The sequence below is a fragment of the Streptomyces sp. NBC_01089 genome (assembly GCF_045162975.1).
Taxonomy (GTDB): domain Bacteria; phylum Actinomycetota; class Actinomycetes; order Streptomycetales; family Streptomycetaceae; genus Streptomyces.
Window position 1 is genome coordinate 2,315,837 of record NZ_CP108660.1, and the last position, 15,170, is coordinate 2,331,006.

General features: G+C 70.0%; 14 protein-coding genes. 4 read left to right on the forward strand and 10 right to left on the reverse strand.

All coding sequences use genetic code 11. The features are described from left to right. Positions 1-66: 66 nt before the first annotated feature. The 8 genes from OG510_RS10145 to OG510_RS10180 form a co-directional block, all read right to left on the reverse strand. Positions 67-204 carry a hypothetical protein gene (locus OG510_RS10145; protein ID WP_203599203.1) on the reverse strand — a complete coding sequence of 46 codons (138 nt, stop codon included), beginning with the start codon at positions 202-204 and terminating at the stop codon, positions 67-69. Positions 205-584: 380 nt separating this feature from the next. Then, positions 585-1,607, reverse strand: a complete 1,023-nt coding sequence (locus tag OG510_RS10150; protein ID WP_406136456.1) for a hypothetical protein — start codon at positions 1,605-1,607, stop codon at positions 585-587. Next, positions 1,598-2,275 (reverse strand): hypothetical protein, encoded by a 678-nt coding sequence (locus OG510_RS10155; RefSeq protein WP_406136457.1) that lies wholly within the window; start codon positions 2,273-2,275, stop codon positions 1,598-1,600. The genes OG510_RS10150 and OG510_RS10155 overlap by 10 nt, the downstream gene beginning before the upstream one ends. A 153-nt stretch (positions 2,276-2,428) precedes the next feature. Next, the gene (locus OG510_RS10160) at positions 2,429-3,679 is read right to left on the reverse strand and encodes an LAETG motif-containing sortase-dependent surface protein (RefSeq protein ID WP_406136458.1); all 1,251 of its coding nucleotides are present in this window, start codon (positions 3,677-3,679) and stop codon (positions 2,429-2,431) included. A gap of 114 nt (positions 3,680-3,793) precedes the next feature. Then, positions 3,794-6,376 carry an NACHT domain-containing protein gene (locus tag OG510_RS10165; RefSeq protein WP_406136459.1) on the reverse strand — a complete coding sequence of 861 codons (2,583 nt, stop codon included), beginning with the start codon at positions 6,374-6,376 and terminating at the stop codon, positions 3,794-3,796. 138 nt (positions 6,377-6,514) lie between these two features. Beyond that, positions 6,515-7,129 carry a DUF4291 domain-containing protein gene (locus OG510_RS10170; RefSeq protein WP_406142351.1) on the reverse strand — a complete coding sequence of 205 codons (615 nt, stop codon included), beginning with the start codon at positions 7,127-7,129 and terminating at the stop codon, positions 6,515-6,517. 378 nt (positions 7,130-7,507) lie between these two features. Next, positions 7,508-9,148: an L-glutamate gamma-semialdehyde dehydrogenase gene (pruA, locus tag OG510_RS10175; RefSeq protein ID WP_406136460.1), complete on the reverse strand. Its 1,641-nt coding sequence runs from the start codon at positions 9,146-9,148 to the stop codon at positions 7,508-7,510. 52 nt (positions 9,149-9,200) lie between these two features. Then, positions 9,201-10,127 carry a proline dehydrogenase family protein gene (locus tag OG510_RS10180; protein ID WP_406136461.1) on the reverse strand — a complete coding sequence of 309 codons (927 nt, stop codon included), beginning with the start codon at positions 10,125-10,127 and terminating at the stop codon, positions 9,201-9,203. 181 nt (positions 10,128-10,308) lie between these two features. On the opposite strand from OG510_RS10180, the gene OG510_RS10185 reads away from it, so the two are divergent. Beyond that, positions 10,309-11,535 (forward strand): PucR family transcriptional regulator, encoded by a 1,227-nt coding sequence (locus tag OG510_RS10185; RefSeq protein WP_406136462.1) that lies wholly within the window; start codon positions 10,309-10,311, stop codon positions 11,533-11,535. Positions 11,536-11,615: 80 nt separating this feature from the next. Here OG510_RS10185 and cynR read toward each other — a convergent pair whose 3' ends face one another. Further along, positions 11,616-12,521: a transcriptional regulator CynR gene (gene cynR, locus OG510_RS10190; RefSeq protein ID WP_406136463.1), complete on the reverse strand. Its 906-nt coding sequence runs from the start codon at positions 12,519-12,521 to the stop codon at positions 11,616-11,618. A 123-nt stretch (positions 12,522-12,644) separates the two neighbouring features. On the opposite strand from cynR, the gene OG510_RS10195 reads away from it, so the two are divergent. The 3 genes from OG510_RS10195 (at position 12,645) to OG510_RS10205 (ending at position 14,386) form a co-directional block, all read left to right on the forward strand. Continuing rightward, positions 12,645-13,238 carry a carbonic anhydrase gene (locus OG510_RS10195; RefSeq protein WP_406136464.1) on the forward strand — a complete coding sequence of 198 codons (594 nt, stop codon included), beginning with the start codon at positions 12,645-12,647 and terminating at the stop codon, positions 13,236-13,238. A 117-nt stretch (positions 13,239-13,355) separates the two neighbouring features. After that, positions 13,356-13,826, forward strand: a complete 471-nt coding sequence (gene cynS, locus OG510_RS10200) for a cyanase (protein WP_406136465.1) — start codon at positions 13,356-13,358, stop codon at positions 13,824-13,826. Between the two features lie 59 nt (positions 13,827-13,885). Then, positions 13,886-14,386 (forward strand): nucleoside deaminase, encoded by a 501-nt coding sequence (locus OG510_RS10205; protein WP_406136466.1) that lies wholly within the window; start codon positions 13,886-13,888, stop codon positions 14,384-14,386. A 104-nt stretch (positions 14,387-14,490) separates the two neighbouring features. Here OG510_RS10205 and OG510_RS10210 read toward each other — a convergent pair whose 3' ends face one another. After that, on the reverse strand, positions 14,491-15,072 hold the full coding sequence (locus OG510_RS10210) for a TetR/AcrR family transcriptional regulator (RefSeq protein ID WP_406136467.1): 582 nt from the start codon (positions 15,070-15,072) through the stop codon (positions 14,491-14,493). Between the last annotated feature and the right edge of the window lie 98 nt (positions 15,073-15,170).

Here is a 15,170-nt window from a genome sequence, read left to right on the forward strand (position 1 = left end):
CCGCTCAGCGAACGGCCCCGGCGAGTACCTTCAGAACCGCCCTGTGCCGTAAGGCGCGGGGCGGCTTCAGTGCCCGGTGGAACCGCCGTTGTCACGGCGGTCGAGTGCACGCTGGAGGGCTGCTGCCGCGTTCTTGCGGTCGGACTCGCCCGAACGTGCTGCGCGGGCGGTGTGACGGACGCGGCGGACTGTCGTCTCGGCCATGGGGATCGACTCCTTGAAGCAAGGGGGATATCGATGCGCCGGAGGAGGCGGGGAGCGGGCGCCGCAGGGGTTACCTGCACGGGGGCACTGCTCACGACCGCCAGTCGCTGGGTCGAGCGAGACGTTCGGCTTCTATAAAGCTAGGGGAGCCGGGCCGTTCTGTCTCCACAATTACTCGGACTTCCTACTATCTGAGACGCGATCATGAACGGGCACGGCATCCTCGCCCTCTCCGCTGCCTCACCGGCGGCACGCGCGCGGCCTCGGGGCCGGGCGAGATCGAGGGCGGGCTGCTCTGTCCAGTGCGACGGACAGCGCAGCCCCCGAGCCGGGGAGAGACCTACAGGCTCCTGTCCGGATCCGGAAAGGCCCAACGCTGCTCAGCGGTTGACGGCCTGGATCTCCTGGACCCTGACGGGCTGATCGTCGCCGTACTCACCATCGGGCAGGGTACCTCCCGCACCACCGGTCCCCGTCCAGCTGATCTTCCAGGTGGCGGTGGACCGCAGATCGAAGGTGCCATCTCCCGAGGAGCGCTGGTAGACAACGCCGCACGGCGGAGTCAGATTGGCCTTGCCCGGCGCATACGGCTCACCGATGGAGCCGTTCTCCATGGCGCATTGACCGGACGCGGGAAGCACCTGCGCGTCATCGGTGCCGGGGTCAAGCCGGAGCGCGTCCGGCTCAGCCGTAGTGGTGGCCTCGGCGTGAAAACCGGCGACGTCGAGTGAGGCGGTGACGGAGACGGGTTTGAAGTCGGCCTTGTCCAGCCATGCCCAGGTCGGCAGGTTCACCTTGCTGGCACCGGCCGGGGCGAGACTGACCTTGGTCCCCGGGACCTGCATCTGCTGATAGGCGAGCCCGGCGAGCGTCTCGGGCTTGATGGCCTGCGGGACGTCGGGGGTCTCCCCCTTCTTGACCCAGAACGGGTCCTTGTCACACTTCATCTGGTCCGCGAGTGAGGCATCGTCGTTGAACTGGGGCCCCCACCACATCCCCTCTTTCTCCTTGTCGATGTTGTAGTTGTCGCCGGCGTATTTCTGGTTCTGGTCAGAGATTTCGCCCCGGACATCGTTGGGGAGATCCGGGTCGTGGACGGCAGACACGTAGACGCCTTGCCGGAACTGCTGGAACTCCGTGGCGGACCACTCGGGGGCGTACCAGCACGCGGGCGGGGTCCAGTTGGAGTCGGTGGACGCCAACCGACCGGAGCCGCCACCGCTGCTGCCGGAGGAACTGTATTTGATGGATACCTGGGAGCCGATGGTCTTGTTGGGGTGCTCGGTGCCCTTGGATCCAGAACTGATGGAGTCTTCAGCACGAGCAGGAACAGCGATCACCCAAAGCAGCGAGCAACCGATAACCGAGACCAGGACCGGCTTACGTATCCCCGTCACATGCACTGCGCGGCCTCCCCCTGCACCTTGATCTCCTTGGCACGCCAGAGGCCATGGACACCGTCCGCAGCGCTCATGCCGATCTGCCAGAAGTAGAAGTCCTTGACGCTCTTGGTGGTTCGGGTGACCTGTCCGCTCGTGACTTTCTTGCTGTAGAGCTTCGATCCGTCACTGCAGAAAGTGACAACAACGCTCTTCTTGCCTTCGACCGACTGCACCTTGGGGTCGTAGTATTTCCGCTCCCCGGTGACTGTCATCCCCGCGTCAGCATGCTGAGTGATCTGATCCCGCGCATACTCCTGGGCGGGACTCTGGAACTCGGAGTAGAACTTGTAAGCAGGGTCGTTCTTGTTTTGCTTGACGATTCCGTGCTCGATGGCACGAATGAAGTTCTCCGCGTCTCCCAGAGCCGCAGTCTGAACCGGATCCTTCAAATGGGGCGTGGTGAAAATGAACTTGACGTCTCCAGGAAGGCTCACATCCGGCCGGTCGACAGCGGGAGCCTTACTCGCCTCAGACTTACTCGGGGCCGCAGTCTTCTTCGCTCCCCCGGCGTCCGCGCCCTCGACCTTGTCGTTGCCCGATCCCTTGCCCCCACCCCCGCATCCGGTCAGCAACAGGGCAGCGGCCGCCGCGAACGAGACGGCGGCAGGCAGGACACGACTGCGATTCACTGGTAACTCCCGGTGAGGGCGAGGGTTCTTCGAGTCAGAGGATCGTACTAGCACCAGTGCGCCACCGGGGTTCAGCCCATCGGCCCGGCGCGAAACCGCCACTCGGTGTCGGCTTCGCGCCTGTGACCTCCTTGAGGGCGTGCCAAGTGCGGGCTACTGCACCTTGGCCGCGTTCCTGCGGCGCAGGGCGAACACCAGGGCGCCGCCCGCCGCCACCGCGGCCACGCCGGCTCCTGTGAGCAGCGGGGTGTTGCTGGAGGCGCCGGTCGACGCCATCGTGCCGGTCGCGTCGCCGCCCGTCGTGGCGCCGCCCGTCGTGGATGCGGAGCCCGAGGTGCCCGTGCCGCCGGTGGACTGGGTGTGGGTTCCGCTCTGTGTGGCTGTGCCTGTGGTGTGCGTACCGCCCGTCGTCGTGCCCGAGGACGAACCGCCCGTCGACGAGCCGCCGTTGGTGCTGCCCGACGAACCGGAGCCCGAGCCGGTGCCCGATGCGGGGTCCGTGACGTCGAGGGTGAGCTTCGCCTTGTCGTTGGAGGGGTTCTTGTCGAAGGCCGGGTGGATGTCGTACACCGACGTGGCCTTGACCTCGCTCGACGTGTCCTTCGCGCCCTTCTCGATCCGCAGCACGAACTTGTACGAGTTGAGCGAGCCCACCTCGTAGATGTGCTCGGGCGGCAGGCAGACGTACTTCCGCTTGCCCGGTGCGGAGGGCCCGCTCGGGCCGTCGATGCCGAATGGCATGCAGTCCTTCGGGACCTCGACGGCCGTCGTGCCCTCGGGGATGTTGACCATCACGGCGGGCTGGTCGTCGCTGGTGTTGTCGTCGATCCAGCCGGGGCCGTCGTTGCGAAGGCCGGCCGTGACGGTGACCTGGTCGCCCGGCTTGCCCTTCGCGGTGTCGCCGACCGCGGCGAGGTCGGCCGTGTTGTCGGCGGTGACCGGGAGCGAGCGGTAGCTGGTGTCGGTCGACCCGGACGCCGGGTCGCCGCCCGCGGTGCCGGTGCCGTACTCCACGTTCTCCAGCAGCGCCTTCGGCAGCACCTTGAAGTCGACGGGCGCCGTGAAGTGCTGACCGGGCTCCAGCACCTTGTCGAAGTGGCAGACGGCCACGGAGACCTGGTCGCTGTCGGTGGAGTACGTACAGCCGGCGGCGTGCTCGGGGAAGGCCAGACCGCGCGTGATCCGCAGGCGCATCGTGACACCGTCCGCGGGTGCGTCGCCCTGGTTGGTGAAGGTCAGGGAGTCCGTCCGGACCTCGCCCGGCTTCCAGGGATCGCTGGACAGCTCGGACACCACGAGGGACGGGCCTGCCGCGTCAGCGGCCTGCGCCTGGACGGCCGGTGCGAGGGTTACGGCAAGCAGGGCGGCCGCGACGGCGGACACGGAGCTGATGCGGTGACGCAAAATGATTCTCCTGTATGAGGTCATGAACGCGTATCAACACTTGGATGCGCGAAAGGTGAACGAAGTTGCGCGTGGACACCGGACCATCACTATTGCGGCACCTCATGGTCACATTCACACCGTGACGGTCTCGATCCCGTCGGGTACGCCGTCGAGGCTCCGCACCACGCCCTCGCTCACCCGGAGCGTGGTGAGGTGCGGGAACGCGCTCAGCCAGTCGAGGCCCACCCCCAGGTCGTACGCGAGCCACAGCCCCGTCAGCCGTTCGGCGACGATCCCCTCCAGCAGCTGGTCCGGTGTGAACATCCCGGAGATCTGCACCCGCGGCCGTCCGCCCAGCCGCCGCAGCGCATGCAGCTCCGACACGTCCGACACCGGGAAGTCGAGCCCGTCCTCGTCGAGATGGGCGATGATCTCGTCCGCGTACGTGTCGGTGTCATAGCGCCGCCAGGCCCCCGCGAGCTGGGAGCGCACGGCCCAGGACGAGCGGTCCCGCATCCGCACGAGATAGCCGATGGCCCGGTCGTCCGCCACCGATGTCGCGGTGACCGCGAGCCGGTGCGCCTCGTCGTCGGAGACCGCGGCCGGGTCGGGGAGCATCTCCAGGACGATCGGCCCGATCCAGCCGAGCGCGCGGGCCCCTTCGAGCGTGGTCGGCCTGGCCAGGTCCCGGGTGTAGCGGTGGACCCTGGCCCGTACGGCGGGGTCGAGCTCCGTCGCGTGTTCGAGGCTGGCCGCGGCGAGCAGTTTGCGGTGCCGGGACTCCACGGGGCGCGCGCCCTTGCGTGCGGCGATCAGTCCGTCCAGCAGATAGGCGCACTCGTCGGGCCTGGCGAGTGCCACCGACATCCGGACCACCTCCTCCCAGTCGTCCTGGTGGGCGTGGTTGATCAGGAAGTCGAAGTCGTGCCGTTCCACCGCGGCGCGGGCGCTCAGATAGTCCTGGAAGGTCCGGTGCACGAAGTCCACCGACCCTGGTGTGGGCTCACGCAACAGCCCCGTCCGGTTGAGCAGATGGCGGTAGATCTCCTCCGGGCCACCCTGCTCGGCGGCGTGCGGGATGGACGGCAGATGCTGGGCGAGGGTGTCCACCGCGACCGAACGGTCCATCTCGGAGCGGCCGTTGACCAGCATCCAGTGGGCGAGCTTCTGGAGCAGCTGGACCTTCGGCTCCTGGGTGAGGTCGATGCCGTCGGTGGGGTGCATGTCGCGTTCCCGGTCGCGCCGTTCGAGCAGCATGGACAGAGCCGCGTCGTACAGCGCCTTGCGGCCGCGCGGCAGATAGCCGCGGCGGTCCCGGTGCAGGGCGCAGATCAGCCCGCACATCAGCGGGTTGGTGGCGAGCCGGCCCAGATCGCGGTTGAGCCGGACCGCGCCCAGCAGGGTCTGCTCGTAGTTCTCGAGCCGGTCGAGATCGGTGGCCCCCTCCCGCGCCGCCCGGTGCCAGCGCTGGATGAACGCGGCGACGCCCTCGCGGCTGAGCGGCGAGAGCACCAGTTCGGTGAAGCCTTCGGACGCCAGCCAGTTCTCCCGTACGGCGGAGGGCCGCGAGGTCAGCAGCCAGACATTGCCCGGGTAGAGGGCGAGCAGCCTGCGCAGTTCGTGGCGGAGCTGCTCGCGGTCCGCCTCGGACGACTCGTCTATGCCGTCGACCAGGAGCAGCCCACGCCCGTCGGACATGACGCGGTCGGCCCAGCCGGCGGGCTGGGAGCCCGCGCCGGGGTAGCGGGCGGCGGAGAGGAAGTCGTCGGGCGCCGGGAACCCGCCGTCGCCGAACCGCCGTACGGGCAGCACGAAAGGCACCCGGCCGTGCAGCCCGGCCAGCTTCGCGGGCAGGGCGTCCCGTGCGATCGCCACCGCCAGCCACTGCACGAGGGTCGTCTTCCCGGAGCCGGCCACCCCGCGCAGCAGCACACGGTCCCGGCCGGACAGCGCCTGCTCGGCGGGGAGCGCGGGCTGCGGCGGGGCGGCCTCGGTGGCGCCGAACTCCGCCTCCAGGCTGAGGTAGGCGGTGTCCAGCGGCCAGCTGTCCGGCGAGTGGGCGAGCTCTATCCCGAAGATGGTGAGGTGGTTGTGGCCCGCGATGATGTCGCGGGCGTACCTCTCCTCGAACGCGGCGTCCTCGGCCGACCGGCCGGGAAAGCGCCGGGCCAGCACATCCATCTGCTCGCTCAGCAGCCCCAGTTGGCGGGTCTGCTCCACGAGCGACGACGCGACGAAGGTGGAGCGCTGGGTGAAGAAGTGCAGGATGTGCAGGCAGGCGGTCTCCACGAGAGCCGCGTGGAACCGCGCTGCGTCGGCGGACAGCTCGCGGCCGGCCCCCGGTTCGGCTGCGGTGAGCAGCCCCGCGAACTCCCTGGTGCCCAGCCGCACCGCCTGCAGGTCGTCGATCTCGATCGTGCCGAGCGCGCCGAGGGTCCTGGACACCGCGTCGGCGACCGCCTGCTCCTCGTCCGCGCCGATGGGCCGCTCCCCGGGGCCCGCGGACCGCAGCGCGCGTTCGACCAGGGTCTGCGCGAGTGCGGTGAGATCACGGCGGCTCAGGGTCCGCTTCTCGCCCCGGAAGGAGACCAGGCCGGAGACGCGTACGGGACGGTCGACCACCCCCGCGCCCGGCCCCTCCTGGACGAAGAGCTTCTTCACCAGTGGTACGACGACACTTGAGGCAAGTTTGGTGGCGAGTGTTGCGGGCTCCACAGCGTTCTCCCCCTGACTGCGACGCACCGGCCGACAGACCGGCGGGCGGGCGGGGCGCCCGGATGCGGCGGGCGCGCGCCCGGTGTGAAGGACGCCACGCGCGCCCCGAACGGTTCACCGTACGCCCCCTGTTAGGGACTACCGGCTGCCCGGACCGGGGGTACCGGGGGTGCCCGCACCGCCGGGAAGCACCGCCGACAGCAGCCCGTCGTGCGACGGATACGGCCGCTCCGGGGGCAGCAGCGCGGCCGCGCCGCTCTCGTCACCGGCCAGGACCAGCCCGTGGATCCGGTGGACCAGCGGGGTCACATCGGTGATCGACACGGTCCACTCGTCGGCGTACCGGCGGGCGGCGTCACCGGAGAGTCCGAGCTGCAGCGAGCGGTGCGGCAGCGGCCGGAGCCACAGGTCCCGTTCGGGGTCCCACTGCACCCGTGCCGGGGACTGCTTCAACTCCCGCTTCCAGACGGCCTGGTCGGCGTGGACGGTCGGCTCGTACGAGGAGAGGCAGGCGTGGCGCAGCGCCCAGTCGAACCCGGACCGGCTGATCTCGACGGCCAGTACGGTCTCCTGGCCCTCCTTCGCCGCCCAGCCGCAGCGGTACATCATCCACAGGAACGAGGGCTTGACCCAGGTCATCCGGTCCCGCTTCCAGGCCGCGGGGAACCGCCCGTCGCGGGCCGCCGGGACGCCGATCGCCGGGGTGTACGCCTGGTAGACCGTGACCGTCGACTCGGTGTGCAGCGCACGGATGCGGTGCTTCGGCTCGGCGGCGGGCGGCGTGGTGGTGGGCGCCTCGGCCGTGGGCGGTTCGGCGGCGGGCGGTGTCGTGGCGGGCGGTTCGGCCGTGGGCGGTTCGGCCGTGGGCGGTTCGGCCGTGGGCGGTTCGGCGGTGGGCGGTTCGGCCGTGGGCGGTGTCGTGGTGGGCATCGTGGCGGCGCGGTGCCCTGTCGTCTGTTCTGCCATGCCGCAAGAGTGCGCCGTCACCGCCCGTGCGGGCCACCGGTTTGAAGACCGACGGGCACACCGGACAGCGCACCGGCCGTCCATGGGGACCCGGCGCCCGGCATGGAACCGCCCCCTCGCGGCGGGGGACCGGGAGGGGGCGGTGTCTCAGGGGCGGGCCGGTGATCAGCCCTGGTGGGGGTACGTGTACTCGGTCGGCGGGACCAGGGTCTCCTTGATGGCCCGGGTCAGGGTCCACCGCTGGAGGTTCTGCGGGGCGCCGGCCTTGTCGTTGGTGCCCGAAGCGCGGCCACCGCCGAAGGGCTGCTGGCCGACCACGGCACCGGTCGACTTGTCGTTGATGTAGAAGTTGCCCGCCGCGTAGCGCAGCTTCTCCATCGTGTGCGCGGCGGCGGCACGGTCCGAGGCGATGACCGAGCCGGTCAGCGCGTAGTCGGAGGCCGACTCCATCTGCTCCAGCATGGCGTCGTACGAGCCGTCCTGGCTGTCGTCGTAGACGTGGATCGCGAGGATCGGGCCGAAGTACTCGGTCGTGAAGACCTCGTTCGCCGGGTCGGTGCACTCGATGACCGTGGGCCGTACGAAGTAGCCGACGGAGTCGTCGTAGGTACCGCCCGCGACGACCGTGCAGGTCGGGTCGGCCTTGGCGCGGTCGATCGCGGCCTTGTTCTTCGCGAACGCGCGGTCGTCGATGACGGCGCCCATGAAGTTCGACAGGTCGGTGACGTCGCCCACGGCGATGCCGTCGACCTCGGCCGCGAACTCCTCACGGAAGCCGCTGTTCCAGATCGAGGCGGGGACGTACGCCCGCGAGGACGCGGAGCACTTCTGGCCCTGGTACTCGAACGAGCCGCGGGTCAGCGCGGTCTTCAGCACGGCGCGGTCGGCGCTGGGGTGCGCGACCACGAAGTCCTTGCCGCCGGTCTCGCCGACGAGGCGCGGGTAGGTGCGGTACTTGCCGATGTTCTCGCCGACCGTCTTCCACAGGTACTGGAAGGTGGGGGTGGAACCGGTGAAGTGGATGCCCGCGAGGTCACGGTGGTTCAGCGCGACCTCGGAGACCGCGATGCCGTCGCCCGTCACCAGGTTGATGACGCCCTTGGGGAGGCCGGCCTCCGTGAGCAGCTCCATCAGCAGGACGGCCGCGTGGGTCTGCGTCGGGGACGGCTTCCAGACGACCACGTTGCCCATCAGGGCCGGGGCGGTCGGCAGGTTGCCCGCGATGGCCGTGAAGTTGAACGGCGTGATCGCGTAGACGAAGCCTTCGAGCGGCCGGTGGTCCAGCCGGTTCCAGACACCCGCGGAGTTGGCCGGGGGCTGCTCGGCCAGCAGGTCACGGGCGTACTTGACGTTGAAGCGCCAGAAGTCGACCAGCTCGCAGGGGGTGTCGATCTCGGCCTGCTGGGCCGTCTTGCCCTGGCCGAGCATGGTCGAGGCGGCCATCGTCTCGCGCCACGGGCCGGAGAGCAGCTCGGCGGCGCGCAGGATGATCGCGGCGCGGTCGTCGAAGGACATCGCGCGCCAGGCGGGAGCGGCGGCCAGCGCGGCGTCGATCGCGTCCTGGGCGTCGGCCTGCGTGGCGTGCGCACCGGTGCCGATGACGGACCGGTGGTCGTGCGGCTGGACGACCGTGAACGGCTCGCCGCCGCCCATCCGCTTCTCACCGGCGATGGTCATGGTGAGGTCGATGGGGTTCTCGGCCAGTTCCTTGAGCTTGGCTTCGAGACGCGCGCGCTCCGGGGAGCCCGGCGCGTAGGAGTGAACCGGCTCGTTGACCGGCGCGGGGACCTGGGTCACAGCGTCCATGAGTGCCTTGTCTCCTTGATGTCTGAGGTGGGGTGGTCAGCCGGGCGGCAGGTCAGCCCTTGGTGAGCACGGAGCGGCCGAAGAACAGCAGGTTGGCCGGCTTCTCCGCGAGGCGGCGCATGAAATAGCCGTACCAGTCGGTGCCGTACGCCGTGTAGACGCGCATCCGGTGGCCCTCGGCCGCGAGCCGGATGTGCTCGTCGCTGCGGATGCCGTACAGCATCTGGAACTCGTACTCATCCAGTTTGCGCCCGGCCCTGCGGGCCAGCTCCTGGCCGATGGCGATCAGACGCGGGTCGTGGGACCCGATCATCGGGTAGCCGTCGCCGTCCATGAGGATCTTCAGGATCCGGACGTACGCCTTGTCGATCTCGGCCTTGACCTGGTACGCGACGGATGCGGGCTCCTTGTAGGCGCCCTTCACAATGCGGACCCGGCTGCCGGCCGCGGCGAGCCTGCGGGCGTCGTCCTCGGTGCGGAACAGATATGCCTGGATGACACAGCCGGTCTGCGGGAAGTCCTTCCGCAGCTCCTCGTGGATGGCGAACATCGAGTCGAGCGTGGTGTGGTCCTCTGCGTCCAGCGTAACCGTGGTGCCGATGGCCGCGGCGGCCTCGACGACCCGGCGGACGTTGGCGAGCGCCAGCTCGTGGCCGCCCTCCAGGCCCTGGCCGAACATCGACAGCTTGACCGACATCTCGGCCTTCTCGCCCAGGCCGAGGTCCTTGAGGCGGCCGACCAGCTCCAGGTAGGCGTCACGGGCGGCGGTGGCCTGCGCGGGGGTGGTGATGTCCTCACCCACCACGTCGAGAGTGACCTCAAGGCCCTTGTCGGCGGCGTCCTCGATGACCGGGACGACCTGTTCGACCGTCTCACCGGCGATGAAGCGGTCGACGACCTGCTTGGTACCCGGGGCGGCCGAAATGAATCGGCGCATCTTGTCACTTCGCGCCGCGGCGAGGATCACGGGAGCCAGCACGGGGCACCTCCAACCAGAAGTACGAACGAGGACCGTAGCGGCACGACCGAATCGGACCGGTACAGCACGGAGAACCACTTCGAAACTTAAGGACCCCTCCGGTGTTCTGCCATCGACAGCTGTCACGCATCCGTGGACTGGATCTCAGACATATGTCTGAAGGGGGTGGGAGAATGCCAGGGTGAAGGGTGACTACCAGGAACTGGCCGACGAGATCTCGGCGCTGCTCGGCGCCCCCGCGACCCTGGAGAACCGGGATTTCGGGCTGATCGCTTTCGGGGCGCACAACAGCGAGGACGACAGCGAGATGGACCCGGTCCGCACCCGCTCGATCCTCACCCGGCGCTCCACCCCGGCCGTCCGCTCCTGGTTCGAGGACTTCGGCATCGCCCGTGCCACCGGCCCGGTCCGTATCCCCGCGGCGCCGGAGGCCGGGGTCTTCCGTGGCCGGATCTGTCTGCCGGTACGCCATCGGGGCACGGTGTACGGCTATGTCTGGCTGCTCGACTCCGACCCCGGCCCCACCGACAGCCGGCTGGCGGCGGCCATGGAGGTGACCGCCCGCATCGGTGACCTGCTGTTCGACGAGGCGCAGGCGGGCGCCGGGCTGTCCCGTGAGTTCCGGGCGGTGCTCACCTCCGAGAGCGGCTGGCCGCGCGACATGGCGGTGGCCGCGCTGCGTACGGCGCTGGGGCCGGGCGCGGACGGGCTGCACGCCATGGTGTGTGTGGCGCCCTGGCCCGACGAGGACCGCCCGGTGCGCCCCGTCCCCGCGGCCGCCGCGCTGTGCACCCTGCCGGCGACGGCCTCGCACGCGGGTCAGGGCGGCGCGGGTACCGGCACCGGCACCGGCGTCCCGGGCGTCCCGGGTAGCGGCGGAGCCCCGGCCGCCGAGGGCGCTCCCTATGCCCTGGCCGCCCTGATCAGGGTGCGCAGCGCGGGCACCCTCGACCCGGCGCTGAGTGCCGCGTCCCGCCTCACGGAGCTGGCGGGCGCCGGTGCGACCGCGGGTGTGGCACCGGCCCGGCACGGTCTGGGCGAGCTGTCGGTGTCCTGGCAGGAGTCCACAGCGGCGGCCCGCGCCGCGGCCGCCGAGCCACGGTTCGGCCCGGTCGCGGAGTGGGCGTCGATCGGCCCGTACCGCCTGCTCACCGCGCTGCCCCCGGGGCGCGCGCACGACACGGTGCTACGGAATCTCCTGGCACCGGTCCATACCGAACTGGCCCACACCGCCGAGGTGTTCCTCGACTGCGCCGGCCAGGCGGGCCGTACGGCTTCCGCGCTCGGCATCCACCGGCAGACCCTCTACTACCGGCTCTCCCGGATCGAGCAGCTGACCGGACTGGACCTGGACGAGGGCGAGGACCGGCTGCTGCTGCACATGGCCCTGAAGGGGGCCCGCCTGTAGCGGCGGCGCGGCCCGGCCGTCTGCGCCGCTGCCCGCCCGTCCACCCGTTCGCCCACCGCCGAGGCGCTCGCGCGGCTCCGTCAGGCGGGCGCGTAGCCGCGGGCCCTGAGCAGGTGCTGGACGACGTCCGTGAAGGCGCGGGACGCGGCGCTCCGGTAGGCACTCTCACGCCGGAGGAGCGCGACGGTGCGCCGCGGAAGGGGCGGGTCCAGGGGGACGGGGTGCAGATGCGGGTGGTCGTGCGTGATGGCGTCGGGCAGGACGGTGGCCAGCGGGGTGCGCCGGACGATCTCGGTGAGCGCCTGGATGGAATTGGCCTCCACCATGATGCGGGGACTGACCCGCTGCTGGGCGAAGTAGGCGTCGATATGGCCGCGGGTGGCGAAGTCATCGCTGAGCAGGGCGAGATGACGCTCGGCGAGGGAACTCACGGGCAGCGGCCGCCCGAGACCGGCGTCCGGCCGCCCGGCGCCGACGACGAGACTGAGGGTCTCGGTGAACAGGGCGGTCGCGGCGATACCGGACAGATGAGGTCCGTCGAAGGCGATCCCGAGGTCGAGGTCGTCGGCGAGCAGCGCCGACTCGACCTGATCCTGCGTCATCTCCCTGACGTCCAGGGCGATACCGGGATGACGGGTGTGCAGTTCGGCGATCAGCGGGCCGATCAGGTACGCGGTGAAGGTCGGGGTCACCGCGAGGCGCAGGCTGCCCCGGGAGAGGTCCTGGACGTCGGCGACGGCCCGTTCACCGGCCGCCAGGTCACGCAGCGCGCGGCGGGCGTAGTGCACATACGCCTCACCGGCATCGGTGAGGCGCACGGCGCGGCCGGTCCGGTCCAGCAGCTGCACCCCGACCCCGCGCTCCAGCTGCTTGATCTGCTGGGACAGCGTGGGCTGGGAGATCCGCAGGTCTTCGGCCGCGCGGGTGAAGCTGCCGTGCTCGGCCACGGCGAGCAGATAGCGCAGGTGACGCAGTTCCAGGGCCATACCCACCACTATAGATGGCAGCAATAGGACGTATGGATATTACGTCTTGGACGCTATAGCACCAGCTCATGCACAGTGGATCCGGTCAGCCCACCGGCTCGGCATCCATCGAAGGGAGGGGCCATGGACGACCTCACCGAGGGAGTACGGCGCTTCAAGCAGCACCTCTTTCCGCCGAGGGCGGAGCTCTTCGCCCGTCTCGCCGGCCACCACAGGCCGACGACGCTGTTCATCGGCTGCTCCGACGCACGGGTCGTGCCGGAGCTGATCTGCGCCAGCGAACCGGGGGAACTGTTCGTGATCCGCACGGCGGGCAACTTCGTCCCGCCCCACTCCCCCGGCGCCGACGCAATCGCGGCGAGCGTCGAGTACGCCGTCGCCGTACTGGGCGTTTCCGCCGTCGTGGTGTGCGGGCACTCCGCCTGCGGCGCGATGACCGCCGTGGCCGATGGCCACGACCTGACCGGCGCCCCCGCGGTGGCGGGCTGGCTGCGGCACGCGGACGTCTCCCCGGCCGCGGCCGGTACGTACACCGTGGACGCGCTGATACGCCGGAACGTGCTCGTACAGCTGGCGAACCTGGCCGGCCACCCCTCGGTGGCCCGCGCCCTCGCCACGGGCGCGATCACCCTCCACGGCTGGGTCTACGACATCGCCACGGGCACCGTCGAAGAGCTGGACCCCATGACCGGCCGCGGCACCGCCCTCGCGGCCTGACCCGCACCCCCTGATCCCCGCCGAAGCAGCACCTGCCGAAGCGATACGCGAGGAACACCGCGCGGATACGCGGGAGATCACCACCCACCGGAGAACAACCCGAGAGGAACCCTGCTCATGCCGCACGCCCAGCTGGACCCCACCGCCCGCCAGGACCTGGCCGTCGCCGCTGTCGAGGCCAAGACCCGCAAGGACCTGTCCTGGCAGCAGATCGCCGATGCCGCCGGACTGTCGACGGCATTCACCACAGCCGCCGTTCTCGGCCAGCACGCCCTGCCGGCCGAGGCCGCGCAGGCTGTCGCCGCCCTGCTCGGCCTGGACGACGACGCCGTGATGCTCCTGCAGACCATCCCGACCCGGGGCTCGATCCCCGGCGGCATCCCGACCGATCCGACCATCTACCGCTTCCACGAGATGCTCCAGGTCTACGGCACCACGCTCAAGGCCCTGGTCCACGAGCAGTTCGGCGACGGCATCATCAGCGCGATCAACTTCCGGCTCGATGTACGGAAGGTCGCCGACCCCGAGGGCGGCGAGCGGGCCGTCATCACCCTCGACGGCAAGTACCTGCCCACCAAGCCCTTCTGACGGGCCATCGGCCCGCATTCCGTAACCCGTAACCGCGTTCCGCACCCTGGAGGATCCTCATGGACTTCGCACAGCGCACCATCGACATCGCCCGGCAGAACGTCGCCGAGGGCGGGCGACCGTTCGCCACCGTCATCGTCAAGGACGGCGCGGTCCTGGCCGAGAGCCCGAACAAGGTCGCCCAGACGAACGACCCGACAGCGCACGCCGAGGTCCTCGCCATCCGCGAGGCATGCGTGAAGCTGGGCACCGAGCATCTCTCGGGCACCACCATCTACGTCCTGGCCCACCCCTGCCCGATGTGCCTCGGGGCGCTGTACTACTGCTCCCCCGACGAGGTCGTCTTCCTCACCACCCGGGACGCCTACGAGCCGCACTACGTCGACGACCGCAAGTACTTCGAACTCGACACCTTCTACGCCGAGTTCGCCAAGGACTACACCGAGCGCCGGCTGCCGATGCGCCATGAGACGCATGACGGCGCGGTCGACGTCTACCGCTTCTGGCAGGAACTGAACGGCGGCGAGCGCCGCGTGGCCGGCGCCCCCACCGCCGGCTGACACCACGGCACAGCCCCGTCGGGCGGGCGCGGTTCCGCCGGGCGGGGCTGCTTCCGTCAGGCGGGGCTGTTCCCGTCAGTCAGCCAGGCAAAGCAGGCAGTCGGTCACTCGGTCCGGTCGTCCCCGAGGATCGCCCTGAGGCCGTCCGTGAGGTCCCGCGCGGAGGGCGCCGTGGCCGGATCCACCAGCCACTGGACCATCACCCCGGCGAGCAGCGCCTGGTAGACGAGACCGGCCGTCCTGGCCTTCTCCGGTTCGGCGTTCTCGTCGATGCCCTGGAAGTTCTGCGCCAGCCCGGTACGGCCCTCCTGCTGCGGCCCGGCGATCGCCTTGCGCAGGTCCGGCTCGTCGTCGATGCGCGAGATCACTTCGAGCTGGAGCTTCCACAGCGCCCGGCTGACGTCGTAGGAGTCGATCACCTTCCCCCACACCGCCTCGAAGCGCTCGTACGGATCGGTGAAGGCCGTGGGATCCACGCCCGACTCCTCGCCGACCGTGTCGCCCCACTCCTCGGTCACCTTGAGGAAGGCCAGGTTGAGCAGGGCCTCCTTGGAACCGTAGTGGTAGCCGATGGAGGCCAGATTCGTGCCGGAGGCGGCGACGATGTCGCGGGCCGTCGTCCGCGCGTACCCCTTCTCCAGCAGGCAGCGCTTGGCGCCTTCGAGCAGATCCTCACGATGTCCCATGACAGCAGCGTACCCGGCTCGCAGACGCCTGTGTAAGACGTGTGTCTACGAGCCGGGTACGGCGCTGACGTGCGGAGATCAGCGAGTGATTAGGCGGC

Excerpts from the sequence above, each read along its gene's own strand:
- OG510_RS10195 (WP_406136464.1), top strand. The coding sequence starts at position 12,645 with ATGGACGACCTCACCGAGGGAGTACGGCGCTTCAAGCAGCACCTCTTT.
- cynR (WP_406136463.1), bottom strand. The coding sequence starts at position 12,521 with ATGGCCCTGGAACTGCGTCACCTGCGCTATCTGCTCGCCGTGGCCGAG.
- OG510_RS10205 (WP_406136466.1), top strand. The coding sequence starts at position 13,886 with ATGGACTTCGCACAGCGCACCATCGACATCGCCCGGCAGAACGTCGCC.
- OG510_RS10210 (WP_406136467.1), bottom strand. The coding sequence starts at position 15,072 with ATGGGACATCGTGAGGATCTGCTCGAAGGCGCCAAGCGCTGCCTGCTG.
- pruA (WP_406136460.1), bottom strand. The coding sequence starts at position 9,148 with ATGGACGCTGTGACCCAGGTCCCCGCGCCGGTCAACGAGCCGGTTCAC.
- OG510_RS10145 (WP_203599203.1), bottom strand. The coding sequence starts at position 204 with ATGGCCGAGACGACAGTCCGCCGCGTCCGTCACACCGCCCGCGCAGCA.
- cynS (WP_406136465.1), top strand. The coding sequence starts at position 13,356 with ATGCCGCACGCCCAGCTGGACCCCACCGCCCGCCAGGACCTGGCCGTC.